Origin of the sequence: Kitasatospora sp. GAS204B, assembly GCF_029892155.1 — a bacterium.
GTDB lineage: Bacteria > Actinomycetota > Actinomycetes > Streptomycetales > Streptomycetaceae > Kitasatospora.
The window spans coordinates 105,615-129,037 of sequence record NZ_JARZAG010000020.1 but is presented as its reverse complement, the minus strand read 5'-3'; the positions used below and the strand labels follow the sequence as shown (position 1 = coordinate 129,037).

The 23,423-nt window shown below is 72.5% G+C and carries 21 protein-coding genes and 1 tRNA gene; 8 read left to right on the top strand and 14 right to left on the bottom strand.

The window, feature by feature from the left end; all coding sequences use genetic code 11:
- Positions 1-24: 24 nt before the first annotated feature.
- Positions 25-1,605, bottom strand: coding sequence for a Na+/H+ antiporter (locus P3T41_RS25435; protein WP_280692658.1), 1,581 nt, complete (start codon positions 1,603-1,605; stop codon positions 25-27).
- Positions 1,606-1,733: 128 nt separating this feature from the next.
- Here P3T41_RS25435 and P3T41_RS25430 point away from each other — a divergent pair.
- From P3T41_RS25430 to P3T41_RS25405, 6 genes are all read left to right on the top strand, one after another.
- Positions 1,734-1,807, top strand: a tRNA-Lys gene (locus P3T41_RS25430).
- A gap of 226 nt (positions 1,808-2,033) precedes the next feature.
- On the top strand, positions 2,034-3,530 hold the full coding sequence (locus P3T41_RS25425) for a DHA2 family efflux MFS transporter permease subunit (protein ID WP_280692657.1): 1,497 nt from the start codon (positions 2,034-2,036) through the stop codon (positions 3,528-3,530).
- 123 nt (positions 3,531-3,653) lie between these two features.
- A complete protein-coding gene (locus P3T41_RS25420; protein ID WP_280692654.1) occupies positions 3,654-4,016 on the top strand; it encodes a DoxX family protein in 363 nt (120 codons plus the stop codon).
- Positions 4,017-4,209: 193 nt separating this feature from the next.
- Positions 4,210-4,755, top strand: a complete 546-nt coding sequence (locus P3T41_RS25415; protein ID WP_280692653.1) for a hypothetical protein — start codon at positions 4,210-4,212, stop codon at positions 4,753-4,755.
- Between the two features lie 101 nt (positions 4,756-4,856).
- Positions 4,857-5,693 (top strand): DUF4097 family beta strand repeat-containing protein, encoded by an 837-nt coding sequence (locus P3T41_RS25410; protein ID WP_280692651.1) that lies wholly within the window; start codon positions 4,857-4,859, stop codon positions 5,691-5,693.
- Between the two features lie 244 nt (positions 5,694-5,937).
- Positions 5,938-8,265 (top strand): MMPL family transporter, encoded by a 2,328-nt coding sequence (locus tag P3T41_RS25405; RefSeq protein WP_280692649.1) that lies wholly within the window; start codon positions 5,938-5,940, stop codon positions 8,263-8,265.
- Between the two features lie 141 nt (positions 8,266-8,406).
- Here P3T41_RS25405 and P3T41_RS25400 read toward each other — a convergent pair whose 3' ends face one another.
- Positions 8,407-9,270, bottom strand: coding sequence for a MerR family transcriptional regulator (locus P3T41_RS25400; protein WP_280692647.1), 864 nt, complete (start codon positions 9,268-9,270; stop codon positions 8,407-8,409).
- A 174-nt stretch (positions 9,271-9,444) separates the two neighbouring features.
- Here P3T41_RS25400 and P3T41_RS25395 point away from each other — a divergent pair, with 174 nt between their 5' ends.
- Positions 9,445-9,849 carry a nuclear transport factor 2 family protein gene (locus P3T41_RS25395; protein ID WP_280692645.1) on the top strand — a complete coding sequence of 135 codons (405 nt, stop codon included), beginning with the start codon at positions 9,445-9,447 and terminating at the stop codon, positions 9,847-9,849.
- Positions 9,850-9,912: 63 nt separating this feature from the next.
- On the opposite strand, the gene P3T41_RS25390 is transcribed toward P3T41_RS25395, so the two are convergent.
- The 3 genes from P3T41_RS25390 to P3T41_RS25380 are packed head-to-tail and all read right to left on the bottom strand — an operon-like array spanning position 9,913 to position 12,157.
- A complete protein-coding gene (locus P3T41_RS25390; protein ID WP_280692643.1) occupies positions 9,913-10,122 on the bottom strand; it encodes an acyl-CoA carboxylase epsilon subunit in 210 nt (69 codons plus the stop codon).
- Positions 10,123-10,130: 8 nt separating this feature from the next.
- Complete coding sequence (locus tag P3T41_RS25385) at positions 10,131-11,708, bottom strand: acyl-CoA carboxylase subunit beta (RefSeq protein ID WP_280692641.1); 1,578 nt, start codon at positions 11,706-11,708, stop codon at positions 10,131-10,133.
- Positions 11,705-12,157, bottom strand: coding sequence for a nuclear transport factor 2 family protein (locus tag P3T41_RS25380; protein ID WP_280692639.1), 453 nt, complete (start codon positions 12,155-12,157; stop codon positions 11,705-11,707). Before P3T41_RS25380 ends, P3T41_RS25385 begins: the two co-directional genes overlap by 4 nt.
- A 146-nt stretch (positions 12,158-12,303) precedes the next feature.
- Between P3T41_RS25380 and P3T41_RS25375 the strand changes: the two genes are divergently transcribed.
- Entirely contained in the window at positions 12,304-13,092 is a 789-nt protein-coding gene (locus P3T41_RS25375; protein ID WP_280692637.1) for a cyclase family protein, read from the top strand.
- A gap of 73 nt (positions 13,093-13,165) precedes the next feature.
- On the opposite strand, the gene P3T41_RS25370 is transcribed toward P3T41_RS25375, so the two are convergent.
- The 9 genes from P3T41_RS25370 to P3T41_RS25330 form a co-directional block, all read right to left on the bottom strand.
- Positions 13,166-15,178, bottom strand: a complete 2,013-nt coding sequence (locus P3T41_RS25370) for an AMP-binding protein (RefSeq protein ID WP_280692636.1) — start codon at positions 15,176-15,178, stop codon at positions 13,166-13,168.
- A 45-nt stretch (positions 15,179-15,223) separates the two neighbouring features.
- On the bottom strand, positions 15,224-16,201 hold the full coding sequence (locus P3T41_RS25365) for an aromatase/cyclase (protein ID WP_280692634.1): 978 nt from the start codon (positions 16,199-16,201) through the stop codon (positions 15,224-15,226).
- 30 nt (positions 16,202-16,231) lie between these two features.
- The gene (locus P3T41_RS25360) at positions 16,232-17,056 is read right to left on the bottom strand and encodes an SDR family NAD(P)-dependent oxidoreductase (RefSeq protein ID WP_280692632.1); all 825 of its coding nucleotides are present in this window, start codon (positions 17,054-17,056) and stop codon (positions 16,232-16,234) included.
- Positions 17,057-17,126: 70 nt separating this feature from the next.
- Positions 17,127-18,425: an MFS transporter gene (locus tag P3T41_RS25355; RefSeq protein ID WP_280692631.1), complete on the bottom strand. Its 1,299-nt coding sequence runs from the start codon at positions 18,423-18,425 to the stop codon at positions 17,127-17,129.
- 207 nt (positions 18,426-18,632) lie between these two features.
- Positions 18,633-19,850 carry a hypothetical protein gene (locus P3T41_RS25350; RefSeq protein ID WP_280692629.1) on the bottom strand — a complete coding sequence of 406 codons (1,218 nt, stop codon included), beginning with the start codon at positions 19,848-19,850 and terminating at the stop codon, positions 18,633-18,635.
- A 74-nt stretch (positions 19,851-19,924) separates the two neighbouring features.
- Complete coding sequence (locus tag P3T41_RS25345; RefSeq protein ID WP_280692627.1) at positions 19,925-20,452, bottom strand: SigE family RNA polymerase sigma factor; 528 nt, start codon at positions 20,450-20,452, stop codon at positions 19,925-19,927.
- A 136-nt stretch (positions 20,453-20,588) separates the two neighbouring features.
- The gene (locus tag P3T41_RS25340) at positions 20,589-20,873 is read right to left on the bottom strand and encodes an acyl carrier protein (RefSeq protein WP_280692625.1); all 285 of its coding nucleotides are present in this window, start codon (positions 20,871-20,873) and stop codon (positions 20,589-20,591) included.
- Between the two features lie 65 nt (positions 20,874-20,938).
- Positions 20,939-22,138, bottom strand: a complete 1,200-nt coding sequence (locus P3T41_RS25335; RefSeq protein ID WP_280692624.1) for a ketosynthase chain-length factor — start codon at positions 22,136-22,138, stop codon at positions 20,939-20,941.
- Complete coding sequence (locus P3T41_RS25330; RefSeq protein ID WP_280692623.1) at positions 22,135-23,415, bottom strand: beta-ketoacyl-[acyl-carrier-protein] synthase family protein; 1,281 nt, start codon at positions 23,413-23,415, stop codon at positions 22,135-22,137. The genes P3T41_RS25335 and P3T41_RS25330 overlap by 4 nt, the downstream gene beginning before the upstream one ends.
- Positions 23,416-23,423 lie beyond the last annotated feature (8 nt).

Sequence of the window (23,423 nt, the reverse complement as noted above, 5' to 3'; positions counted from 1 at the left end):
CCACCAGCACCTGACGCAGTGCCGTCAATTCCGGTCCGAGCGCAGGTCCAGCCCGCGCAGCACTTGATCCACCAGTTCCGGGTCGGCGCCCGGCTCACCGCGCGCCAGGACCATCTCGCGCCGCGAGGCGGCGAGCAACTCCTGTTCCACCGAGCGCAGTTTGCGCAGGCCGGAGACCCGTTGCCGGGCCTCGGCGGCTTCCTCCTCCTCGTACTGCTCGGGGCAGAGCCGGGCGAGCCGGTCATGCTGGCGTACCCGCAGCTTCTCGACGAGTTCAACCGGCAGCCGGTCCTCCTCCTCCAGCTCGGCGAGTCGCCCCAGCGCCGCCCGGGCGGCCCGCCACCACAGCTGGCGCTGCTGCTGCTCGCGCCGGTCCAGGCGCGGGTCGATGCCCAGGCGCTTGACCAGCCAGGGCAGCGAGAGCCCCTGGACGAGCAGGGTGAAGAGCACCACGCTGAACGCCGTGAAGACGATCCGCCCGCGCCCGGGAAAGTCGGCGCCGGCGTGCGTGGTGAGCGGGATGGCCAGCGCGAGCGCCACCGTCGCCACCCCGCGCATGCCCGACCACCAGAGCACCACGGTCTCCCGCCAGCTGATCGGGACGTCGTCCTCACCGCGGCTGAGCCGCTTGGAGATCCAGCCGGCCGGCAGCAGCCAGACCAGCCGGACCAGGACCACCACGGCGATCACCACCGCCGCCTCGCCGATCATCGAATGCCAGCCGGACCCGGCGTCCTTCAGCACGGTGGCCAACTCCAGGCCGATCAGGCCGAAGGCGACGCCGGTGATCAGGATCTCCACCACGTCCCAGAAGGCGCCGCCGACCAGCCGGTAGGAGACGTCGTCGGCGTCGGCCGCCCGGTCGGCCAGGTACAGGCCGACCACCACCACGGCCAGCACGCCCGAGCCTTCGGCCGCCTCGGCCAGCGTGTAGGCGGCGAACGGCACCAGCAGGTTGAGCGCCACCTGCTGGGTCGGATCGTCGAGCACCCCGGCGACCTTGGTGGCCAGCCAGCCGAGTGCCACGCCCACCACCACCGCCAGCACCGCGGAGAGGACGAAGCGCAGCAGCGCGTGCGGCACCGAGAAGTCGCCGTCCACCACCGCCTCGACGGCCAGCGAGTAGACCACGATCGCGGTGACGTCGTTGAAGAGCCCCTCGCTCTCCAGTATCGCCACCAGCCGCCGGGGCAACCCGACGCTGCCGGCCACCGCCACCGCGGCCACCGGGTCGGGCGGTGAGACCAGCGCGCCGAGCGCCACCGCGGCGGCCACCGGCAGGGCGGGCGCCAACTGGTGGAAGGCGACGGCGACCACGGTGGTGGTGACCACCACGAGGGCGACGGCCAGCAGCAGGATCGAGCGCAGGTTGGCCCGGAAATAGGCCAGCGAGGCGCGCCGGGCCACCGCGAAGATCAGCGGCGGCAGCACCAGCGGGAGGATCAGCCCGGGGTCGACCGCGATGTTCGGGATCTGCGGGATGATCGCCATCACCAGACCGAGCACGGTCATCAGCACGGGCTGCGGAATCCCGGTGCGGCGGGCCAGCGGCATGGTGACCACGGAGGCGAGCAGGACCAGGAAGAGCAGGGACAACTGGCCCACGGGCGAATCCTCTCCGATACGGACAGAGTGAGTGTAGATATGACAAACGGGCACGGGCCAGGTCGGCGCGCCGGGCGGCCGATTCGGAGAATCGGCTGCTGACCAGGTAATGTTCTCGGTGTCAGCAGGCGCCGCTAGCTCAGTTGGTTAGAGCAGCTGACTCTTAATCAGCGGGTCCGGGGTTCGAGTCCCTGGCGGCGCACCGACAGCCGGAAGGCCCTTCGCTCAGAGTTCTGAGCGAAGGGCCTTCCGGCGTTTCGGCGTTCACCGCTCCCGCTCTCGGCGTTCAGGCACTGCTGCCGCCCGCCGCGCTCCGCCCCTCTTCAACGCCCGCTCAAGTCGGCCCGGGCAGGCTGAATCCGGGTTCATCGGGTCCACGCGCACCACACGCACCGCCACGCGCACCCATTGGAGACTGAGGAGCAATCGTGAGTATCGTCGAGAAGAAGCCGACGGTCGAGGGGCCACTGACGACGGTCGAGGCCACTGGCACTCCCGCCGACAGTCGGCGCTGGTGGGTGCTGATCGTCGTATCGTTCGCGGAGTTCATGGTCGGGCTCGACGCGACGGTCGTCAACGTCATGACCCCCAAGCTGCAGACGGCCTTCCACATGTCGCCGACCGGGCTGCAGTGGGTGATGAGCGTCTACGTGCTGCTCTTCGGCGGCCTGATGCTGCTCGGTGGCCGGCTGACCGACGTGCTGAGCCGGCGCACCGTCCTGATGACCGGGCTGGCCCTGTTCACCGTGGGCTCGTTCCTGGCCGGCGTCGCACACAGCGAGAGCCAGTTGCTGTGGGCCCGTGCCCTGCAGGGCATCGCCGCCGCCGGGGTCTCGCCCGCGGCGCTGTCCATCCTGGTCACCAGCTTCCCCAACCCGAAGGAGCGCACCAAGGCCTTCGGCATCTGGGGCACCGTGGTCGGCGTCAGCGCGGCGCTGGGCACCCTGCTCGGCGGTGCGATCATCACCATCGGCTGGCGCTGGGCCTTCTACCTGAACATCCCGATCGGAGTGGCGCTGCTGATCGCCGCGCCGTTCCTGATCTCGGGCGCCCGCCCGAGCGGCGCCCGCCCGCAGTCCGACATCCTGGGCGCCATCACCTCGACCCTCGGCCTGCTGTCGCTGGTCTTCGGCATCACCTGCACCACCACCCGGGGTTGGGGCGACGGGCTGACGCTCGGCTCCTTCGCCGCCGCCGTGGTGCTGCTCGGCCTGTTCGTCATGATCGAGCTGCGCAGCGTCGAGCCGCTGCTCCCGATGCACCTGTTCCGCCGTCGGACCCTGGTCTCCGCCGGGCTCGGCCAGTTGCTGACGGCCGGCGTCATGCTTCCGACCTTCTTCATGCTGCCGCTCTTCATGCAGAGCGTGCAGCACTACACCCCGATGCGCACCGGCCTCGCTTACATCCCGACCAGCCTGGCGATGATCATCTTTGCCGGCGTGGTCTCCAAGCTGATCCCCAAGACCGGCCCGATGGTGCTCTACGTCTTCGGCACCGTGCTGCTGATCGTCATGATCGTGCTGATGCTGGGCGCGAAGCCGGACAGCAGCTACTGGACGCTGATGATGCCGGTGACCGCGCTGCTCGGCGTCGGGCTGCTGTTCTGCCTGATCCCGACCCCGGTGGTCGGCACCTTCGAGGCCACACCCGCCGACGCCGGCACCACCTCGGCACTGCTCAACTCCGCCACCCAGGTCGGCGGCGCCTTCGGCCTGGCGGTCGCGGCGACCACCGTGCAGTCCCGGGCCGCGCAGCTGATGGCGCACGGCGTCCAGCCGGGCGAGGCGCTGACCCAGGCGCTGCACCGCGGCTTCGCGGTCCTGCTGATCTGGGCCGGGCTGAGCCTGGTCACCGGTCTGATCGGGTTCCGCGGCCTGAAGCCGAGCGAGGAGGCGGTGGCCAAGGCGATGGCGCCAGCCGCCTGATCACCGTCCGCGCCGCTGGACGGCACCGCGCACCGCTGCGCATCTCGTCCCTCGCGCCGCATCGTTCGTCCCTCGTCCCGCATCGTTCGTTCCTCGTCCCTCGTCCCGGCAGGAGTCCAGATCATGCGTATCCTCGGCGGCGTGGCCTCAGGGGTTCTCATCCTCGAGTTCGGCCTCTCCGCGATCGCCGGCATCCCCGCCATGCAGGTGGCGGTCAACCGCTTCACCTCACTGACCCGCACCCCGCCACGCCGCGACGTCATCGTGCTGATCGGCCTGCTGGACCTGCTCGGCGTGGTCGGCGTGATCCAGGGCTTCTGGCAGACCGCCCCGGCGGTGGCGGCCGGTTCGTTCTTCGCACTGCTGAGCGGCTTCGTCGTCTACCGCCAGGTGACGCACGGGGACACGGGCAAGGAACTGGTGCCGTACACCCTCTTCCTGGCCTGCGCGCTGATCATGATCATCTCGCGGGTGCAGAGCTCCTGACCTGATCCGTCGAAGGCGTGTGGCGCACGGCAGTTGCCGGGCGCCACACGCCTTCGGTGCTCCCAGGAGGTCCGGGCGCCGGGGTGGCACAACGCCCCCGAGATGTTGGACCGGCGAAGCAATGGAGCCAATATGGCACCCATTTGGCGGCATGATGTTTGCAGTGGCGCCATCGATGCGCCACGATGGCGTCATGGACCTCACGCCGTACATCGACAACCTCCGCCATGAACTCGCGGTCGCCGCGGACGCGGGCGGAGATGAGACCCGCGCCCTGGCCGAGCGGCTCACCGCACCGCTGGAGTCAGCCGCTCGCCTCGTCCTGCTGAGCGCGCTCTCGGCCGCCATGGGCGAGGTGACACTGGAGTTGGCACCCGGCTCGGTGGATCTGCGGCTGCGCGGGCTCGATCCGGAATTCGTGGTGACACCGCCGAGCCGGCCGGCCTACGAGCACCCGGGCGGGCCCGACAGCGGGCCGGCGGCGCCACCCGCGCCGAGCGTGGCGGCAGCCACGGCCGCAGTCGCTCCGGAGGGGGACGAGGGCGGGATGGCGCGGATCAACTTCCGCCTCCCCGCCCATCTCAAAGCCCGGCTCGAGGAGGCGGCGGCACAGGAAGGCCTCTCGGGCAACGCCTGGCTGGTGCGCGCCGTGGCCACCGCGCTGGATCCCGGCGACCGTGGCCGCCCGGGCGGCAGTCGGCACTGGCGCCAGCAGGGGTACACCGGCTGGGTGCGCTAGCCCGCTGGTCCATCGAGCCTTCGTCGCGCTTCGCCGCCACTTTCACCGTTCACCCCGCCACCGGCGGAAACGAATCACCGAGCCAAGAGGACGGGACAGCCATGCCTGAATTCGACACCCCCGAACCGATCTCCGTGAACCTCGAGTTCGACATCGGCTCGGTACGGATCACCGCGAGCAAGCGCGCCACCACCGTCGTGACGGTGCAGCCGAGCAGCCCCACCGAGGAGGCCGACGTGCGGGCCGCGCAGCAGACCAAGGTCGGCTACACGGACGGCACCCTGCTGATCAAGGGTCCCCGAAAGCGGTCGCTGTTCGGCCGAAGCGGTTCGCTGGACATCAGCATCGCGCTGCCGACCGGCTCGGCGATCCACGGCAACTCGCCGATGGCCGACTTCACCGGCGAAGGCCGGCTCGGGGACTGCACGTTGAAGACGTCGGCCGGCGACATCCAGTTGGACGAGGCCGCCGGCGTGCGGCTGAGGACCGCGCACGGCCGGGTCCAGGTGGACCGTGTGGCGGGCGACGCCGAAGTGACCGGTTCGGGCCGGGTCGCGATCGGCGAGGTCACCGGCACGGCCACGGTGAAGAACCTCAACGGCGAGACGGTGGTGGGCGAGGTCACCGGCGACCTGCGGGTGAACTCCTCCAACGGCCGGATCGTGGTCGGCATCGCGCGCTCGGGCGTCCAGGCCAAGTCCGCCCACGGCGACATCCGGGTCGACGACGTCGCACGCGGTCAGATCCTGCTGCAGACCGGCGCCGGTGACCTGGAGGTCGGAATCCGGGAGGCCACCGCCGCCTGGCTCGACGTCAACACCGGCCTGGGCCGGGTGCACAACACCCTCGGGGCCACCGACGGGCCCGAGGCCACCGACGAGACGGTCGAGGTGCGGGCCCGTACCGGCCTCGGCGACATCACGATCCGCCGCGCCTGAGGGGCCACCACGCGCAACGGCTGCGGGATGGTACCCGTGGGCTCTGGGGCCGGACTTGACGGCCGGTCGAGCCCGTGCGAACCAGAACGTTCACGTGACGATCAGTCAGCTGTGCGTAAGCCACTCGACCGGGGCTCAAGTTCACCCGCGCACCCTGGAGGATGCCGCGCTCCGCGCAAGCCCCCTTGCCCGGCGGGACCACCTGTCGGGCCGGCTCCCCGACCCGTCCCTCCAGGAGGGCATCGTGACCACAAGGCCGACCACAAGGCCGACCGGACGGCCGAGCGCCAGTCCGCCCGGCTCCAACGCACCCGACAAGCCGACCCGCAAGCCCGGACTCGCCGTCGCGATCGGCGACTGGAGCACCCGCCACCGCAAGACCGCCGTCTGGGGCTGGCTGCTCGCCGTCGTCCTCGCGACCATGATCGGAACCGCGGTCGGGACCGCCAAGTCGACGGATGTCGACAACGGCGTCGGCGAGTCCGGACGGGCCGTCAAGATCCTTGCCGACGCCGGGCTGCGCACACCCGCCGCCGAGACCGTCCTCATCCAGAGCAGCCAGTTCACCGCCGACGACCAGCGCTTCCACACCGCCGTCGACCAGGCCACGGCCGCCGTCCAGGGCACCGGCACGGTGACCGGTCTGCAGAGCCCGTACGACAGCGGCGCGATCTCCGCCGACCGGCACTCGGCGCTGATCACCTTCTCGATGAGCGGCGACCCGGACACCGCCGCGGACCGGGTGCAGCCGGTACTGACCGCCGTCACCAAGGTCCAGGCGGCCCAGCCCGGGCTGCTGGTCCAGGAGTTCGGCGACGCCGGGGCGAAGAAGGCCTTCAACGACATCTTCACCAACGACTTCAGCCAGGCCGAGTGGACCGCCGTGCCGCTGGCACTGGGCATCCTGCTGGTGGTCTTCGGCGCGCTGGTCGCCGCCGTGCTGCCGGTCGCGCTCGCGGTCACCGCGTTCACCGCCGCGTTCGGCCTGGTCGCGCTCAGCAGCCACCTGGTGCCCACCGACGACAACGCCAGCTCGGTGATGCTGCTGGTCGGCCTCGCGGTCGGCGTCGACTACTGCCTCTTCTACATCCGCCGCGAGCGCGAGGAACGGGCGGCCGGACGCGACGCCGGGACGGCGCTGCGGATCGCCGCCGCCACCTCGGGGCACTCGGTGCTGGTCTCCGGCCTGACCGTGGCGGTCGCGATGGCCGGCATGTTCCTCACCGGCATCGCCACCTTCCAGGCGATGGGTCTGGCCACCATTCTGGTCGTCATCGTCGCGGTGCTCGGCTCGGTGACCGTGCTGCCCGCGCTGCTCTCGATGCTCGGCGACCGGGTGGAGAAGGGCCGGGTGCCGCTGCTCTCCCGGATGCGCCGGAACAGCCCGGCCGGCGGCAGCCGCGTCTGGGCCGCCATCATCCGCGGCGTGCTCGGCAAGCCGCTGCTCTCCACCGTGCTCGCCGCCGGGGTGCTGCTGGCGCTGGCCGTGCCGGTCTTCGGGATGCACACCGCGCAGCTCAGCGCGGCCCAGGAACTGCCCAGCGGCAACGCCGTGGTGGCGACCGGCGACCGGATCCAGCAGGCCTTCCCGGGCAACCCGTTGCCGGCCCAGGTCGTGCTCAAGGCGCAGGACGTCTCGAGCCCGGCCGTCACCCAGGCGATCACCGATTTCCAGCGCGAGGCGCTGGCCACCGGTCAGGTGCACCAGCCGGTCTCGGTGGCGCTGCACCCGCAGCAGGGCGTCGCCGTCATCAACCTCTCGCTGGCCGGTACCGGTACCGACAACGCCAGCGTCAACGCGGTGAAGGCACTGCGTGACACCGTCATCCCGCACACGCTCGGTACGGTGGCGGGCACCGAGGTGGCCGTCGGCGGCTCGACCGCGACCTCGATCGACTTCAACCACCAGCTCAGCAGCAGCGTGCTGCCGGTCTTCGGGTTCGTGCTGGTGCTGGCCTTCGTGCTGATGCTGCTGTCGTTCCGCTCGCTGGTCATCGCCGTCACCGCGGTGGTGCTCAACCTGCTCTCGGTGGGCGCCGCCTACGGCGTGCTGACCCTGGTCTTCCAGCACGGTGTGGGAGCCTCGGTGCTCGGTTCGCACAAGGTGGGCGCGATCGAGTCCTGGCTGCCGCTCTTCCTCTTCGTCATCCTCTTCGGCCTCAGCATGGACTACCACGTCTTCGTGGTCTCCCGGATCAAGGAGGGCCGCGACAAGGGGCTCGCCACCCGGGACGCGATCGCCCACGGCATCGGCAGCACGGCCGGGGTGATCACCAGCGCGGCCGTGATCATGGTGGGCGTGTTCGCCATCTTCGGCACGCTCACGGTGGTCTCGATGAAGGAGATCGGCGTCGGCCTCGGCGTGGCGGTCTTCCTCGACGCCTCGATCATCCGCGGGGTGCTGCTGCCCGCTGTGATGGCGCTGCTGGGCGACCGCAACTGGTACCTGCCGAGTTGGCTGACCTGGCTGCCCGACCTGTCGCACAGCCGTGGCGAGGCGGCGGTGACGGCGGACCTGGAGGCGGCGGCTGCCGCAGCCGAGGCCGCCGAGCCGGAGGCGGTGCTGCTCTGACCTGAGTCCTCATCAGCGGTGGGCTGCCCCGGTCGGGGTGGCCCACCGCCGTCTCGGGTGCCGAGGAAGCTTCAGGCAGCTGGGGCGGGGCAACTGAACTGTCGGCTACCTGCCTTGCAGGTAGCCGACGCCGTTACGGCGCTACGCCGTTTCGGACGGCTCGGCTGCGCTGCCATGGGCAGCGACGCCGGTGCGGAAGACCGGCCAGCAGACCTCGGTGCGCCACAGCGCGCTGTCCGGGGTCTGCCGCCGGCCGACCAGGTAGTACTCACGGATCGGGCCATCGACGGCGAGCGCGTGGCGTGAGACGTAGCCGGCCAGCGCGCCGTAAGCACGGTCGACCTCGGACGGCGGGCCGCAGTGCTCGATCACGGCGAGCTCCACCGGCGGCACGAGCAGCGGTTCAACCCTGCCGACCGGCCGGACGGGACCGTCGCAGGGGACGAAGATGGTGACCTGCCCCTCGTGCAGGGTGAACACCTCATCCGCGTACACGCCGCCGGCGGGGCCGGTCTCCCGCAGCCCCTGGCTCGCCACGGTCGCGAACAGCTCGCCGAGGGCGCCCTGGAACCAGGCTCCGACGTCCTGGACCTGGACCGTCGCGGTGACCGCCGCGGCCTGGATCGCGCCGACGCTGCGCAGCTCGATCGCAGGTGCGTCCTCTGGCCCGGGCGGCGTCAGCAGGTCACGCAGCGCCGCGACCGCGCGCCGCGTGCGGCCCAACTCCTCCTCCAACCGGCTCAGATGCGCGCTGATGTGCCGGTTGCGGGCCGCCACGTCCGAGGCGGCCAGGACGGTCCTGACCTCCTCCAGCGGCATCCCGAGGTCCCGGAAGCGGCGCACCACCTGGGCCGTGGGGAGTTGCTCGACCGAGTAGCGCCGATACCCGGTCTGCGGGTCGACCTCGGCTGGTTCCAGCAGGCCGATCTCGTGGTAGTGGCGCAGGGTCTTGACCGTCAGGTGGGTCGCGCGCGCGAAATCGCCGATCGACAGGTAGCTCGTCACTCCGCGATTGTGCGCCCTCCCCCAGGGGGAGAGTCCGGCGCGATGATCCCCTTGACCCTCCCGCGACGACCGCCCGGACGCTGGTGACCACGGCCGGATCCCGGCCGAACACCTACCAAGACACGCACCGAGACACGCACCGAGACATGCACCGAGCAAGGGAGTTGACCGACCATGCCGCAGATCACCACCACGGACGTCGACCAGATCGTGGAACGCTACACCGCCGTCTGGAGCGAGCCGGACGCCGCCGTCCGCGAGCGCGCCGTCGCCGAGTTGTGGGCCTCGGACGGCGTCGAGTTCGTCGAGGGCGTCCAGTTCCGCGGCCACGCCGGGCTGGTGGACCGGGTCGCGGAGGCGTACGGGCTGCTCGTCGCCCCCGGTGAGTACCACGTCACGGACGATGACCACGTCACCGTTCACGGCGACGTGGTCATGTTCACCATCCAGCTGACCTATGCCAAGGGCCCTCAGGTCGGTGAAGTGGCCTGGGCCGCCCGGGTCTTCCTCGTGCTGGACGAGGACGGGCGGATCCGGCAGGACTACCACCTGACCGTCCAGCCGTTGCCCGAGGCATAGGGGTTGGACTCGCGAGGGTGAGCCTGGACGCGCTCCACCTGGTCCGGCTCACCCCACCGAAGCTCAGCTCACCGAAGCCCAGGCCGCCGGCGGCCGGTAGCTGGTGGCCATCCGCCACGAGGTGCGGCGGCGGTGCGGGGTGTGCGCGTGCGAGCGGGTGGTGGCCGCGATCGCGGGGTGGGCCGCCTGGGCCGCCCGGGCCAGCAGGACGGCGGTCAGCGCGGCGAGTTCGTCGGGCGTGGGATTGCCGTGCAGGACCTGAAGGGTCAGCATCTCGTTCCTCACATCGGGGGGTTGGCGTGCTTGCGGGCCGGCAGATCGGTGTGCTTGCCGCGCAGGACGGCGAGGGCGTGGGCGAGCACGGAGCGGGTCTCGGCGGGGTCGATGACGTCGTCCACCAGGCCGCGCTCGGCCGCGTAGTAGGGGTGCATCAGCTCCTCGCGGTACTCCTTCACCCGGCGCTCCCGGGTCGCGTCGGGGTCGTCCGAGGCGGCGATCTCGCGGCGGAAGACCACGTTGGCCGCGCCCTCGGCGCCCATCACGGCGATCTCGTTGGTCGGCCAGGCGTAGGAGAGGTCGGCGCCGACCGAGCGGGAGTCCATCACGATGTAGGCGCCGCCGTACGCCTTGCGCATGATCAGCTGGATCCGCGGCACGGTGGCGTTGCAGTAGGCGTAGAGCAGCTTGGCGCCGTGCCGGATGATGCCGCCGTGCTCCTGGTCGCGGCCCGGCAGGAAGCCGGGCACGTCCACCAGGGTGACCAGCGGGATGCTGAACGCGTCGCACATCTGCACGAAGCGGGCCGCCTTCTCCGAGGAGTGGATGTCCAGCACGCCGGCCAGGTTCTGCGGCTGGTTGGCGACGATGCCCACCACCCGCCCCTCGATCCGGGCCAGCACGATCAGCACGCTGGTGGCCCAACTCTCGTGGATCTCCAGGAACTCGCCGTGGTCGACGATCTCCTCGACCACCCGGCGCATGTCGTACGGGCGGCAGCCGGAGGCGGGGACCATGTCGAGCAGGACCTCGGTGCGCCGGTCCACCGGGTCGTCGCAGAGCACCACGGGCGGCGTCTCACGGTTGTTCTGCGGCAGCAGCGAGAGCAGGTAGCGGACCTCTTCCAGGCAGGACTGCTCGTCGTCGTAGACGAAGTGGGCCACGCCCGAGACGCTGCCGTGCACGTCGGCGCCGCCCAGGCCGTTCTGGCTGATCTTCTCGCCGGTGACGGCCTGGACCACGTCCGGTCCGGTGATGAACATCTGCGAGGTCTCGCGGACCATGAAGACGAAGTCGGTCAGCGCGGGGCTGTAGGCCGCACCGCCCGCGCAGGGCCCGAGCATCACGGAGATCTGCGGGATCACGCCGGAGGCCTTGACGTTGCGCTGGAAGATGCCGCCGTAGCCGGCCAGCGCGGTGACGCCCTCCTGGATCCGGGCGCCGGCACCGTCGTTGAGCGAGACCAGCGGGGCACCGGCCGCGATGGCCATGTCCATGATCTTGTGGATCTTCTGCGCGTGCGCCTCGCCCAGCGCGCCGCCGAAGATCCGGAAGTCGTGCGCGTAGACGAAGACGGTCCGCCCGCGGACCAGCCCCCACCCGGTGATCACGCCGTCGCCGTGCGGCTTCCGGTCCTCCAGGCCGAACCCGGTGGCGCGGTGCCGGCGTAACCCCTCGACCTCGTGGAAGGAGCCCTCGTCCAGCAAAAGCTCGATCCGTTCATGGGCCGTCAGCTTGCCCTTGGCATGCTGCGCCTCGGTCGCCTGCCGGCTGGGGCCCTGCCGGACCCGCTCGCGCAGCGCCCGCAACTCGGCGGTACGGGCGCGCAGGGTGTCCTCGTCGGTGCTGATCATGGTGGTCATGGCTCACCTGTTCCTGAGGTACGGATGGACGGACGGTCGTCCCGCAGCACGGATCGACTGCGCACCTGCCAGTCGGCGGCGGCGTCCCGGCGGACCAGGACGTCCTCCAGCACGGTGCTGACGAACGGCCGCGGCGCGTCGGGCCCCCTGCTCTCCAGCACCAGGACGTAGGAGCGGGCGAAGACCTCGTCCGCGCCCCTGGGCCGCACCACGAGCGCGCTGAGGAGATGACGGTGCGTCACTCGCTCGGCCCGGCGCGCGGCGACGTTCGCCAGGGTGCCCGCCTCGATCGCGGCCCGGCCGCGCACCGGCTCGGGCAGGCCGCTGGAGGCGAAGACGCCGTCCTCGGTGAAGGTGGCCGCCCAGCCCACGGCATCGCCCTCGTCGATGGTCTGCATCTGGCGGGCGTAGAAGTCCAGGATCCCCGAATACACGTGCTCAGCCTGCATGCGGTGCAGGGTGGCGCGGGGCGCTGGAGATGCGGTGGAGTCCTGTCATCGGGCTCTGTTCGGGTCACGTTCGAGCGAGTTCGAGTTCCGTTCGAGGGCGGCGGCCGATGCTGGACGGGCCGGCCGCACGCCCTGGGAGGGACCTCATGCCGCTGATCGACCTGTCCGCCACGGTGGACGCCCACCTCTGGGAACCCGACCCGATCACCCACACCATCCTGTCGGCCGCCGAGGGCGCCATGCACATGACGGAGGGGATGCGGACCGCGTTCGGCGTCGACTTCTCCCCCGAGGAGCTGCCGGGCGGCGAGTTCCTGACCAACGACATGATGTCGCTGACCACGCACACCGGGACCCACGTCGACGCGCCCGCGCACTACGGCACCCGGGCGGACGGCACCGAGGGGCGGACCGTCGACCAGCTGCCGCTGGACTGGTTCCACCGGCCCGGCTTCGTGCTGGATCTGCGGGGGCACCGGGAGCAGGGGCGCGCGGTGGCCGACGCCGCCGACCTGCGCGCCGCGCTGGACCGGATCGGCTACCGGCCGCGGCCGCTGGACATCGCGCTGCTGCACACCGGCGCCGACCAATGGGGCGGCACCCAGCGCTATTTCACCGAGTTCACCGGCCTGGACGGCTCGGCCACCCGGTTCCTGCTCGACCTGGGCATCCGGGTGATCGGCACCGACGCGTTCAGCCTGGACGCGCCGTTCGGCGACATCATCACCCGCTACCGCGCCACCGGGGACCGCTCGGTGCTCTGGCCGGCCCACTTCGCCGGGCGGGAGCAGGAGTACTGCCAGATCGAGCGGCTGGCCGGACTGGCGGCCCTGCCGCGGCCGTACGGCTTCACGGTGAGCTGCTTCCCGGTCAAGATCGCCCGGGCGGGCGCGGGGTGGACCCGGGCGGTCGCGCATGTCGCGGACGGCGACTGACGGGGCGGCCGGTCGGACAGGGCGGCCCCGGCCTGAGCCGGGGCCGCCCTGGGCCTGGTGACGCCAGGGCTGGTCAGGACCGGTCGGAGGTGATCAGACGCTTCGTCACCTGCCAGCCGGCGGTGGCACTCCAGACCAGTTCGTCGGTCAGCCGGGCACCCGCCAGGACGGACGGGCGCTCGCCCGGCAGGGTGGCGACGATCAGCGAATGAGCCTCGGCGATCAGCCGGCCGTCACCGTGCCGCCGCACGGTCAGTCCGCTGATCAGGTGGCGGTTGACCTGGCCGGTGGCCGCGCGCTCGGCACGCTTGCGCCGGCTGTGCTCGACGATGGCTCCCCGGCCGCGCAACGCATCCGGGGAGCCGGCGGCGGCGAACTCGGCCTCGGGGTGGAAGGTGGCGCCGTAGACGTCCAGTTGACCGTCGTCCACGGCCTGCGCCTGGCGGGCGTAGAACTGCGCCAGCTGCTCGTGGAGATGGTCCGTGCGGGCCCGCAGTTCGGCGCGCAGCGCGGCACGGTTCACCTTGCCGTTGGTCGGCTGGCGCGGGATCGCGGGCAGCGGCTCGGCGTGGACGATCCGCTGGGCGGTGGGGAGTTCGGCGTTGACCTCGGCAAGGATGGCGGGGAGTTCGGCGACCACGACGGTGGGCTCGGCGGTGGGCTCGGCGGTGGGCTCGGCGGTGGGCTCGGCGGTGGGCTCGGCGGTGGGCTCGGCGGTGGGCTCGGCGAGGACGACGAAGGCCATCGGGGCCGGATCGCCGACCGCGTCCCGGCCGTCCACCACGGCGGCGTCGCGCACCAACGGGTGCGCCAGCAGTGCCCGTTCCAGCACCGAGGGGCAGACCAACTCGCCGGCGCGGTGGAAGACGTCGGCCACCCGGTCCAGCACGTACAGGTAGCCGTCCGCGTCCAGCCGCACCACGTCGCCGGTGGCGAACCAGCCGTCGGCGTCGAACGGTTCGAGGTCCGGGCGGTCCAGGTAGCCGAGCATCAACTGCGCTCCCTGGACCAGGAGTTCGCCCGCCACTCCGGGCGGCAGCGGGCGCCGGGTGACCAGGTCGACCACCTGCGAGCGGGTGTCGGGCAGCGCCGGACCGGCCGAGCCGGGGCGCGGGTCGACCGGGCCGTCGGAGTGCAGCAGGTAGGCGGCCTCGGTGAGCCCATAACCCTGGAAGACGGGGACGCCGAACTGCGCGGCGAGGGTGCGCACCACGGGGGCGGGCAGGGTCGCGTTGCCGGCCGCGATCTGGCGCACGGTACGGAACTTGAGCGCTTCGAGCCCCGGGTCGGCGGCCAGCCTGGCCAGCGTCACCGGGAGCGCGTAGTAGTGGGTGGCCCCGTAGCGGTCGGCCAGCTCGACCGTCTCGGCGGCGCTGCCGCCCAGACCACCCGGCCCGAGCACCTGCGCGGCTCCGGCGAACACCGCCGCGTTGAGGTGCAGCGGGGAGAAGATCGGCAGCTGCGCGAAGAGCGTCGAGGCGGCGTCCACCCGGTGGGTATGGGCGAACTGGGCGGCGCAGGACTTGATCGCGTGGTGGCCGAGCGCGACGGCCTTGGCCGGTCCGGTGGTGCCGCTGGTGAAGCCGATCACCGCCGGCAGCACGCTCACCGCCGGCTGGGCTGCGTCCGAGGGCACGGTGCCGCGCAGCCGACCTGGCGCCAGGTCCACCGGACGATCCCCGCCGATCACCAGCACCTGCTCCAGCGAAGGGAGTTCGGCACGCAGTGCGGCCAGCCGATCGGCCAGCTCGGGGCCGACCAGCGCGACGGCGACCTTGGCGGCGGCCAGCAGGTGGCGCAGCGCCGGATCCGGCAGCAACGGGTTGAGCGGCACCACGGTGTTGCCGCTGCGCAGCACCGCGTAGTAGCCGACCGGGAAGTCCGGGTGCAGCAGGGAGGAGACGGCGATCCGAACGCCGTCGCGGCCGAGCCCGTTCACCAACTGCCCGGCCCAGACGTCGACCCGGCGGTCCAGCTCGGCGAAGCTCAACTCCCCGGTGGCGGTGTGCAGCGCGGGGTGGCCGGGGTGGCGACGGGCGGACCCGGCGAGCAGCACGTCGACCGTGCCGGGCGGGACGGTGAGCATCGGGCGCCTCCTGGTGTGCGGGGGGTCGGGGGGTCGGCGGCAGGCTCAGCGGCCGGTACGGCGGCGTTCGGCGAACTCCTTGGCGTGGCGCAGCGTGGTGGCGCTGTTGGTGCCCAGCGCGTACCGGACCCGCTCGCGGGCCTGGGCCACCGTGGCGTCCGGGCCGAGCAGTTCGGCGATGCCCGCCGGGTCGAGGGTGACGGTGTGCCAGGAGGTCGCGAGCAGGCCGGGGCCGCCGTCCGGGGCCGCCTCGATCACCCAGCGGCCGGTGTGCGCGGCCATCACGGGTGGCACCTTGACCTGCTTGTAGACGATGGTGGCGCGGTCGGCGAAGGAGAGCCGGACCGAACTGGTGGTGTGCACGCCGCCGTCCGGGGCCCGGGTGTCCATCTCCAGGTACTGCACACCGCCCCGCTCGCTGAAGTCGACGCGGGCCACGTGCGGCAGCCGGATCGGCCACCGGTCGGCCCGGTCGAGGAAGTCGAAGACGTCCGCCGCGGCGCCGTCGATCCGTACCGAGTCGCGGAAGGTGAACCGCGGTGCGTCGGCGGCACCGTCGTCCGGCGCCGCCGCGGCCGCCACGAGTGCGCGCAGCTCGGCGGTGCTGTTGTGGTCGATCGCCTGCTCGATCCAGCGCTCCGCGTCCGGGTCGTCGGCGACGGCCTCGAAGTCGTGCAGCAGGACCACCTCGCTGCCGCCCTCGACCGCGGTGACCTGCCACACGCCGCCCATCCGGGCGACCGGCGGCGAGGAGACCAGCTGGCGGAAGGCGACCCGGTGGCGGGCCGGGTCGAGCGAGCGGCGGGAGGTCCAGCCGCGCACCTCGCCGTTGGCGAAGGCCCAGATCCGCAGCAGTTGCTCGGCCTGGTCGCTTTCACCGTCGCTTTCGCCGACCTCGACGTGAACCGTGGGGCCGAAGACCTGCGGCCAGCCGGCCGCGTCGGCGATCAGCCCGAAGACCCGCTCCGGGCTCGCCGCGACGGTGATCCGGTGCCGGGTGACCCGGGTGCCGAGCAGTGCCACCGCTCTCTCCCTCCGATGGATGACTGGCGATCAGTAACTGCCCAACCCACCACAGACGTTGAGCGCCTGCGCGGTGATCGCGGCAGCGTGCTCGCCGGCCAGGTAGCCGACCATCGCGGCCACCTCCTGGGCGGTGGTGTAGCGGCCGAGCGGGATCTTGGCCTCGAACCGGGCCAGCACCTCCGCCTCGGTGATGCCCCAGTGGTCGGCGAAGCCCAGCCGGACCCGCTCGGCCATCGGTGTCTCGACGTACCCGGGGCAGACCGCGTTGACGGTGATGCCGCTGGTCGCCAGCTCGAGGCCGAGCGCCTTGGTGAAGCCGATCACGCCGTGCTTGGAGGCCGAGTACGGGGCGGCGAGCAGCACGCCCTGCTTGCCGCCGGTGGAGGCGATGCTGATCACCCGCCCTGGCCCGCCCTCGCGCATCCGACCGGTGGTCAGCACCTCGCGGGTGACGCGGAAGACGCTGGTCAGGTTGGTCTCGATGACGTCGTCCCAGAGTTCGTCCGGGATCTCCTCGGTCCGTCCGCCGCCGCCCCGACCGGCGTTGTTGACCAGCACGTTGACCGGTCCGTAGAGCGCCACGGCCTGCTCCACCAGGGCGCGCACGTCGGCCGCCGAGCGGACGTCGGCGCGGGCGCCGGTCACCTCCAGGCCACGCCCGCGCAGCTTGTCGACCACGCTCTGCACGACTCCGGCGTCCCGACCGCAGAGGAAGACCGCGTGCCCCTGCTCGGCCAGCAGTTCGACCGACGCCAGGCCTATCCCGCTGGTGCCCCCGGTGACCAGGGCCGTCCGGTGTAGCCGTGGCTCGGCCTTCACCTGCTGCTCGGTTTCGGGCTGCTGCTCGGACATCGGCTGCCGCTCCTCTCGGGTCCCCTCAGGCGATACCGCCGCGAGCTTCACAGCGCGGACTCGGCAGCGGCTACAGGGTGACTCGATCCGGGTGCGCCCGCTCGGCCCACCGGACCACGGGCGGGATCGCCAGCCCCGCCGCGACGAAGACCCCGCCCATCAGCAGCCAGCCGAACGTGCCCTGGCTGACGCACAGGTAGCCGAGGACCGAGGGCGCCGCGACATCGGCCAGCCCGTTGCCGATCCTGGCGATCCCGGTGTACTGCCCCTGCGCGTGCGCGGGTGCCAGGGCGTACTTCAGCTGGAACGACCCGGCCGCCTGCCAGATCTCGCCGACCGTGTGCACTCCCGCGCCCAGCGCGATCAGCAGCACCGCCAGGCCGCCGGGCAGCCCGGCGGTCAGCCCGATCAGCGTCATCCCGACCAGGAACGCCCACCCCGAGCGGCGCCAGGCACGGGCGGCGGTCGCGTTGGTGTCGATCCCCCGGCTCACCCGGACCTGTAGGAACACCACCAGCAGGGTGTTGGCCAGCGCGCTCGCCCCGACCAGCCAGCGCGGCGCGTGGGTGTGCTCGACGATCCACAGCGGCAGCGCGAAGAGCAGCACATCACCCTGGAGGGCGGTGATCGCGGCCAGTACCGAGTAGACCAGGAACGGGTGGTCCCGGGCCGCGCTCATCCGTTCGCCCCCGGGCGGCGGCGGAACCGGCGGCAGGGACGGCAGCCGGCGGGCCAGCAGGGCGGCGGCCAGGAAGCTGAGCGCGTTGCCGAGCACCAGGCAGACGTAGGCGGTGCGGGTGTCCAACTGGACGACCAGCGCGGCCAGCACCGCCCCCAGACTGCCCGCCAGGTTGACCACCGCCCGCAGGTAGGCCCGGAACGCGGCCGGCTTCGGCCCCGCCAGCCCTCGGGTCAGCGGCGCTCGGGCCGCCTGACTGGCCGAGCCGGCCAGCTCGGTGAGGCAGACCACGAGGACGAAGACCCAGAACGAGTGCACCAGCACCAGCGCGGCCATCGCCAGGGCCTGCGCGGTGAGCGTCATCAGGTAGACCTCGCGCGGCCCGCGCCGATCCGCCAGTCGCCCCACCGGGATCCCGGAGAGCAGCCCGACCAGCGCGCCGATGCCCATCCCCACCCCGACCTGCGAGAGCGAGAGCCCGACCGAGCGGGTGAAGAAGAGCGCCGCACTGATCATGAAGACGCCGCTGCCCACCATGTTGACGAAGCTCGCGGTGGCGAGGGTGCGGCGCGGCCCGCGCTCCAGCAGCAGGCCGCGGGCGACCAGCCAGGAGGGTGCGGAGCCGGGATCCTCACCCGACGATCGGTCAGAAGTGGTCGCGGTATCGGTCTTCGGGTCGGCCGAGGCCACAGGTCGCCGTCCTGAGTCGGGGAATGGGGAGGACTCGGAGTATGCAGGCACCCGGAGCGGCGCGAGAAGGCATGCTGGGCAGGGGAAAGCTCACACACCTCGCGGGAACGAGTCGGCCCTGCGACACCGTTGGAACTACAGAGAACGAAGCGGTTCGCTGCTACGCACCCACCAGGCCGCGCGGGGTGCGTAGCAGCGAACGGGTGGTCAGTGCTGCTGCCAGCTGGGGTTCGTGGCGATGGCCGTCAGCTGGTCGATGGTCAGCGCCGGCGTGCCGCCCTGGATGTCGTAGCCGTTGGTGCCGTTGGTCTCGTTGATGGTGACCCCGGTGCCGTCCGGCTGCATGACCTGGACCGTCCAGCGGGTGGCGGGGGTGCCACCGCCCGTGGTGACGTCGGCCGTCGAGGTGATCACGCTGCTGCCGCCGTTCACCGCACGGGTCAGCTGCTGGCCGGGCTGGGCCTGGCTCTCGAAGGCCTTCCGGGGATCGCCGGCGCCCTGGCCCAGGTGAGGATCGACCGTGATCAGCAGCACGCTGCTGCGCCCGGCGGCGGTGACCGTCAGATGCGCCTCGCCCGCGGTGAGCTGCGGTGTGGAGCCGTTGTCGTGCTGCACACCGGCGGGCAGCAGCCGGTCGGCGCCGGCCAGGATGTCGGCCGGCTGCGGCGCCTTCGGCGAGGCCTGCCCGGACGACGGGGCGGAGACCGGACGGGCCGCGTCGACCAGCTGGTCCCAGGACCCACTGGTCACCACCGCGGTCAACTGGTCGGCGGAGAGCGCGGGGTCGGCCCGGGTGGCCGGAGGCGTCATCGTGCGGGAGTTGGACTCGTCCAGCCGTACCTGTCGCCCGTCGGTGCCGGTGTAGACCGCGTGCCAGGTCTTGACCGGGTTCGTGGGCGTGGCGGCCGACTTGTCGATGACCAGGATCGAGCCGTCCGGCCGGACGGTCCGGGTGCAGCCCTCGGTGGGCACCATGAACGGGTCCGAGCAGTGGGTGCCCTCGGTGTCGTCACCGAGCGGCAGGCCGACCGTGGCGGTGGACAGTTGCAGCAGTGTGGCGCCGTGGCCGTCGTCGAAGGTGAGCTTCGCCGCCGGCCCGGGGCCGGTCACGTGATCAAGGGGGTTCTGGTCGCTGGTCCGGCCCGGCGGGAGCAGCGGGAGGAGCGTCGCGAGCGCCGACTGCGGCGCAGCGGCAGTGCTCTGCTGGCTCGCCGGCGTCGCCGGGGCGCTGCCGGGGCGCAGTTGGCCGACGGCCAGGCCGGCCACGGCCAGCACGGCCACGCCACCGGCCACGGCGGCTCGACGGCGGGCGACGCGGCGGCGGCCGCGCCGCTCGCCGGAGTCGGCCAGCAGCTCGCCGGGCGTCTCGGGAGCGAGGTCGGCGGCCTCGCGCAGGAGTTCGGTGATGGAGTCCTCAAAGGGCATGGCGGAGCGGGCCTTTCTCGGTGGCGTGGATGGTGCGCGGGGCGGCGGCGGGCCGGGTCAGGGGCGCGGCCGGGTCAGGGGCGCGGCAGCTCGTCCAACTGGTCGCCGAGCACGGCACGCAGCCGGTCCAGCGCCCGGCTGCTGCGGGAGCGGACCCCGCTGGCGCTGAGCCGCAGGACCGCGGCGGTCTCCTCGACGCTGCGGTCCTCCCAGAACCGCAGGACCAGGACCGCGCGGTCCTGGACGGGCAGTTGGCCGAGCGCGCGGAGCAGGGTGAGGCGCAGGGCCGGGTCGGGGTCGCTGACGGCCGTCTCCGCGAAGCGGTCGGTGACCTGCTCGGTGCTCGCACGGCGCCGGCGATGGGAGAGGAAGGTGTGGAAGAGCACGGTCTGGGCGTAGCCGGCCGGGTTCTCCATCCGGGATATCCGGCGCCACTTGCTGTAGATCCGCCCTAGCGTCTCCTGGGCGAGGTCCTCGGCGAGATGCGCGTCACCGCCGTTCAGCAGGTAGGCCGTTCGCACCAGCCGGCGACCCATCGCGGTGGCGAACGAACGGAATTCCAGCGGTTCCGGGGGTGCGGAACTCGTCGTTGTGCGGTCCATGCCTGGTTAACGCGGTGGGGTGGGCCGCGCGTCCCGGGCCGCGCACGGCGCTGTCCCCCGGCGCGTGGGGGCGCCGGGGGACGGTGGGGGCAGTGGGGGGCGTCAGGGGGGGGGGGACGGCGGTTGGGCGGACGGGTCAGGCGGCCGCGATCTTGCGGACCTCGGCGAGCTGCTCGGGTGCCTGGACCTGGTGGACGGCGGCGAGGAACTCGCGCGGGGTCTCGGCGCCGATCGCCTCCTCGGGCAGTTCGATGCCGTACTCGCGCTGGATCCGCCCGGTGACCTGGAGGATCGCCAGCGAGTCGTAGCCGAGCTCGTAGAAGGAGACGTCCAGGACGTCGCCGTCCAGGTCGACGGCCTCGTCCTCGCCCGCGCACTCGCGCAACAGCCGGGTGAGGTCGGAGAGTTCAAGGAGGGGCATGCCACATCCTTTCGGAGTTGGGTCGTTCGACGTGATCAGACATGATCAGCCGTGATCGGACGTGATCAATTGGCGGCGCGCACGACCAGGGCGGCGTTGAAGCCGCCGTAGCCGCGCGCGAGCACCAGGGCGGTGCGCAACGGGGCCGGCCTGGCGGCCCCGCAGACCAGGTCGAGCCGCAGGGCGGCGGCGGGCTCGCGCACCGGTCCGCTGGGCGGGATCACGCCGTCGCGCAGCGCCAGCAGCGCGCTGGCCACGTCCAGCGCCGCACCGCCGGCCAGCCGGCCGGTCAGACTCTTGGGCGCGGTGACCGGGACCCCGTACGGCCCGAACAGGTCGACCAGCACGGCGGCCTCGGCCCGGTCGAGTTCGGGGACCCCGGCCGCGTCCGCGAAGACCACGTCGATGTCGGCGGCGGTCAGCCCGGCGTCGGCCAGCGCGTTCGCCGCGGCGCGCCCGAGCCCCGGCGGGCGGCCGCTGCCGGGAGCCGGGTCCATGGTGGCGGCGTAGCCGGCGAGTTCGCCGTAGCGGTGGGCGGCCCCGCGCTGCCGTGCCGCCGCAGCCTCCTCGACCACCAGGATCGCGCCGCCCTCGCCCGGCAGGTAGCCGCTCGCCTCGGCCGCGAAGGGCAGGTACTCCCCCGCCTCGCTGACCCGCCCGGTGGCGAGTTGGGCGACCCAGCCCCAGGGGCAGAGCGCGCCGTCGACCCCGCCGGAGAGCATCAGCCGCACGCCCTTGCGGACCTCCCGGCGGGCCTGGCCGAGCGCGTCCAGGCCGCCGGCCTGCTCGGTGACCAGCACGCCGCTGGGTCCCTTGGTGCGCTGACGGATCGAGATCTGGCCGGTGTTGACGGCGTAGAACCAGGCGAACGACTGGTAGGCGCTGACGTGTTCGCGGCCGTGCTCCCAGAGCGCCTGCAGCTCCCGCTGCCCGAACTCCACCCCGCCGCCGGAGGCCGCGGTGACCACCCCCGCCGCGTACTCGGGGAGTTCCTCGGCCCGCACGCCCGCGTCGCGCAGCGCCCAGTCGGCGGCGACCAGGGCCAACCGGGTCATCTGGTCGGTCTGCGGCAGCAGGCGGCTGGGCAGGTGGTCGGCGGCGGTGAAACCGGGGACCTCGCCCGCCACCCTGGCCGGGTAGCCCGAGGCGTCGAACCGGGTGATCGGGCCCAGGCCGCTCTTGCCGGCCAGCGTGGCGGCCCAGTACTCCTCGGTGCCCAGGCCGTTGGGGGCGACCACGCCCAGGCCGGTGACCAGCGCGCTCATCGCCGCACCAGCTCGGGCCGGGTCAGCACCAGCGCGCTCTGGAAGCCGCCGAACCCGCTGCCCACGCTGAGCGCGACGTCGGTGCGCTGCTCGCGGGCCTGGAGCGGGATGTAGTCGAGATCGCAGTCCGGGTCCGGCTCGTGCAGGTTGGCGGTGGGCGGCAGCACCCCGTGCCGCAGCGCGAGCGCGCAGGCGGCGACCTCCAGCGCGCCGACCGCGCCCAGCGAGTGGCCGATCATCGACTTGATGGAGCTGACCGGCGTCTCGTAGGCGTGCCCGCCCAGGGCCAGTTTGAAGGCGGCGGTCTCGTGCCGGTCGTTCATCTTCGTACTGGAACCGTGCGCGTTGACGTAGTCGACGGCGCTCGCCGCGAGCCGGGCCTGGTCCAGCGCGGCGCCGATCGCGGCGGCCAACTCCCGTCCGTCGGGCTTGAGTCCGGTCATGTGGTAGGCGTTGCAGCGGGACGCGTAGCCGGCCACCTCGGCGTAGATGCGGGCGCCGCGACGGCGGGCCGCGGTCAGCTCCTCCAGGATCAGCACGGCCGCGCCCTCGCCCAGCACCAGGCCGTTGCGGGTGCGGTCGAAGGGGCGGGAGGCACCGCTCGGGTCGTCGTTGCGCGGAGTGGTGGCGTGGATGGCGTCGAAGCAGGCTGCGGTGATCGGGGTGATCGGCGCCTCGGCGGCGCCGGCCACCATCACGTCCGCGCTGCCCTCGCGGATCAGCTCGACGGCGTGGCCGAGCGCGTCCAGGCCGGAGGTGCAGCCGGTGGAGACCACGGCGGCCGGGCCCTCGGCGCCGGCCGTCCAGGCCACCTCGGCGGCGATCGAGCTGGGCACGAAGTGCCGGTACAGCTCGGGGACGGCGCGTTCGTGGTCGACGGTCCAGCGGCGGCCGTGCTCGCTGACCGCGACGTACTCGCGCTCCAGGCTGGTGGTGCAGCCGACGGCGGTGCCGACCGTGGTGCCGATCCGGCCCGGGTCCAGCGCGCCGGTCTCCAGGCCGCTGTCCAGGCCGCTGTCGGCGAGCGCCTCGCGGGCGGCGACCACCGCGAACTGGGCCGCCCGGTCGAGCCGGACGCACTGCTCGGCGCTCAGCCCGGCGGCGGCCGGGTCGAAATCGCTCTCGGCGGCCACCTGGGAGCGGTAACCGGTGGCGTCGAAGAGCGTGATGGTGCGGCTCGCGGGCCGTCCCGCCGTGAGCATCTCCCAGTACGGTCCCACCCCCGGCCGGCCGGGGGCGACCACGCCCAGACCGGTGATCACCACGCGGCGGGTCATCGCCGCTC

Coding starts and splice junctions, on each gene's coding strand:
- P3T41_RS25420 (WP_280692654.1), top strand. CDS start 3,654: ATGCGTATCCTCGGCGGCGTGGCCTCAGGGGTTCTCATCCTCGAGTTC.
- P3T41_RS25415 (WP_280692653.1), top strand. CDS start 4,210: ATGGACCTCACGCCGTACATCGACAACCTCCGCCATGAACTCGCGGTC.
- P3T41_RS25410 (WP_280692651.1), top strand. CDS start 4,857: ATGCCTGAATTCGACACCCCCGAACCGATCTCCGTGAACCTCGAGTTC.
- P3T41_RS25395 (WP_280692645.1), top strand. CDS start 9,445: ATGCCGCAGATCACCACCACGGACGTCGACCAGATCGTGGAACGCTAC.
- P3T41_RS25390 (WP_280692643.1), bottom strand. CDS start 10,122: ATGCTGACCCTTCAGGTCCTGCACGGCAATCCCACGCCCGACGAACTC.
- P3T41_RS25385 (WP_280692641.1), bottom strand. CDS start 11,708: ATGACCACCATGATCAGCACCGACGAGGACACCCTGCGCGCCCGTACC.
- P3T41_RS25380 (WP_280692639.1), bottom strand. CDS start 12,157: ATGCAGGCTGAGCACGTGTATTCGGGGATCCTGGACTTCTACGCCCGC.
- P3T41_RS25375 (WP_280692637.1), top strand. CDS start 12,304: ATGCCGCTGATCGACCTGTCCGCCACGGTGGACGCCCACCTCTGGGAA.
- P3T41_RS25370 (WP_280692636.1), bottom strand. CDS start 15,178: ATGCTCACCGTCCCGCCCGGCACGGTCGACGTGCTGCTCGCCGGGTCC.
- P3T41_RS25360 (WP_280692632.1), bottom strand. CDS start 17,056: ATGTCCGAGCAGCAGCCCGAAACCGAGCAGCAGGTGAAGGCCGAGCCA.
- P3T41_RS25350 (WP_280692629.1), bottom strand. CDS start 19,850: ATGCCCTTTGAGGACTCCATCACCGAACTCCTGCGCGAGGCCGCCGAC.
- P3T41_RS25345 (WP_280692627.1), bottom strand. CDS start 20,452: ATGGACCGCACAACGACGAGTTCCGCACCCCCGGAACCGCTGGAATTC.
- P3T41_RS25340 (WP_280692625.1), bottom strand. CDS start 20,873: ATGCCCCTCCTTGAACTCTCCGACCTCACCCGGCTGTTGCGCGAGTGC.
- P3T41_RS25335 (WP_280692624.1), bottom strand. CDS start 22,138: ATGAGCGCGCTGGTCACCGGCCTGGGCGTGGTCGCCCCCAACGGCCTG.
- P3T41_RS25330 (WP_280692623.1), bottom strand. CDS start 23,415: ATGACCCGCCGCGTGGTGATCACCGGTCTGGGCGTGGTCGCCCCCGGC.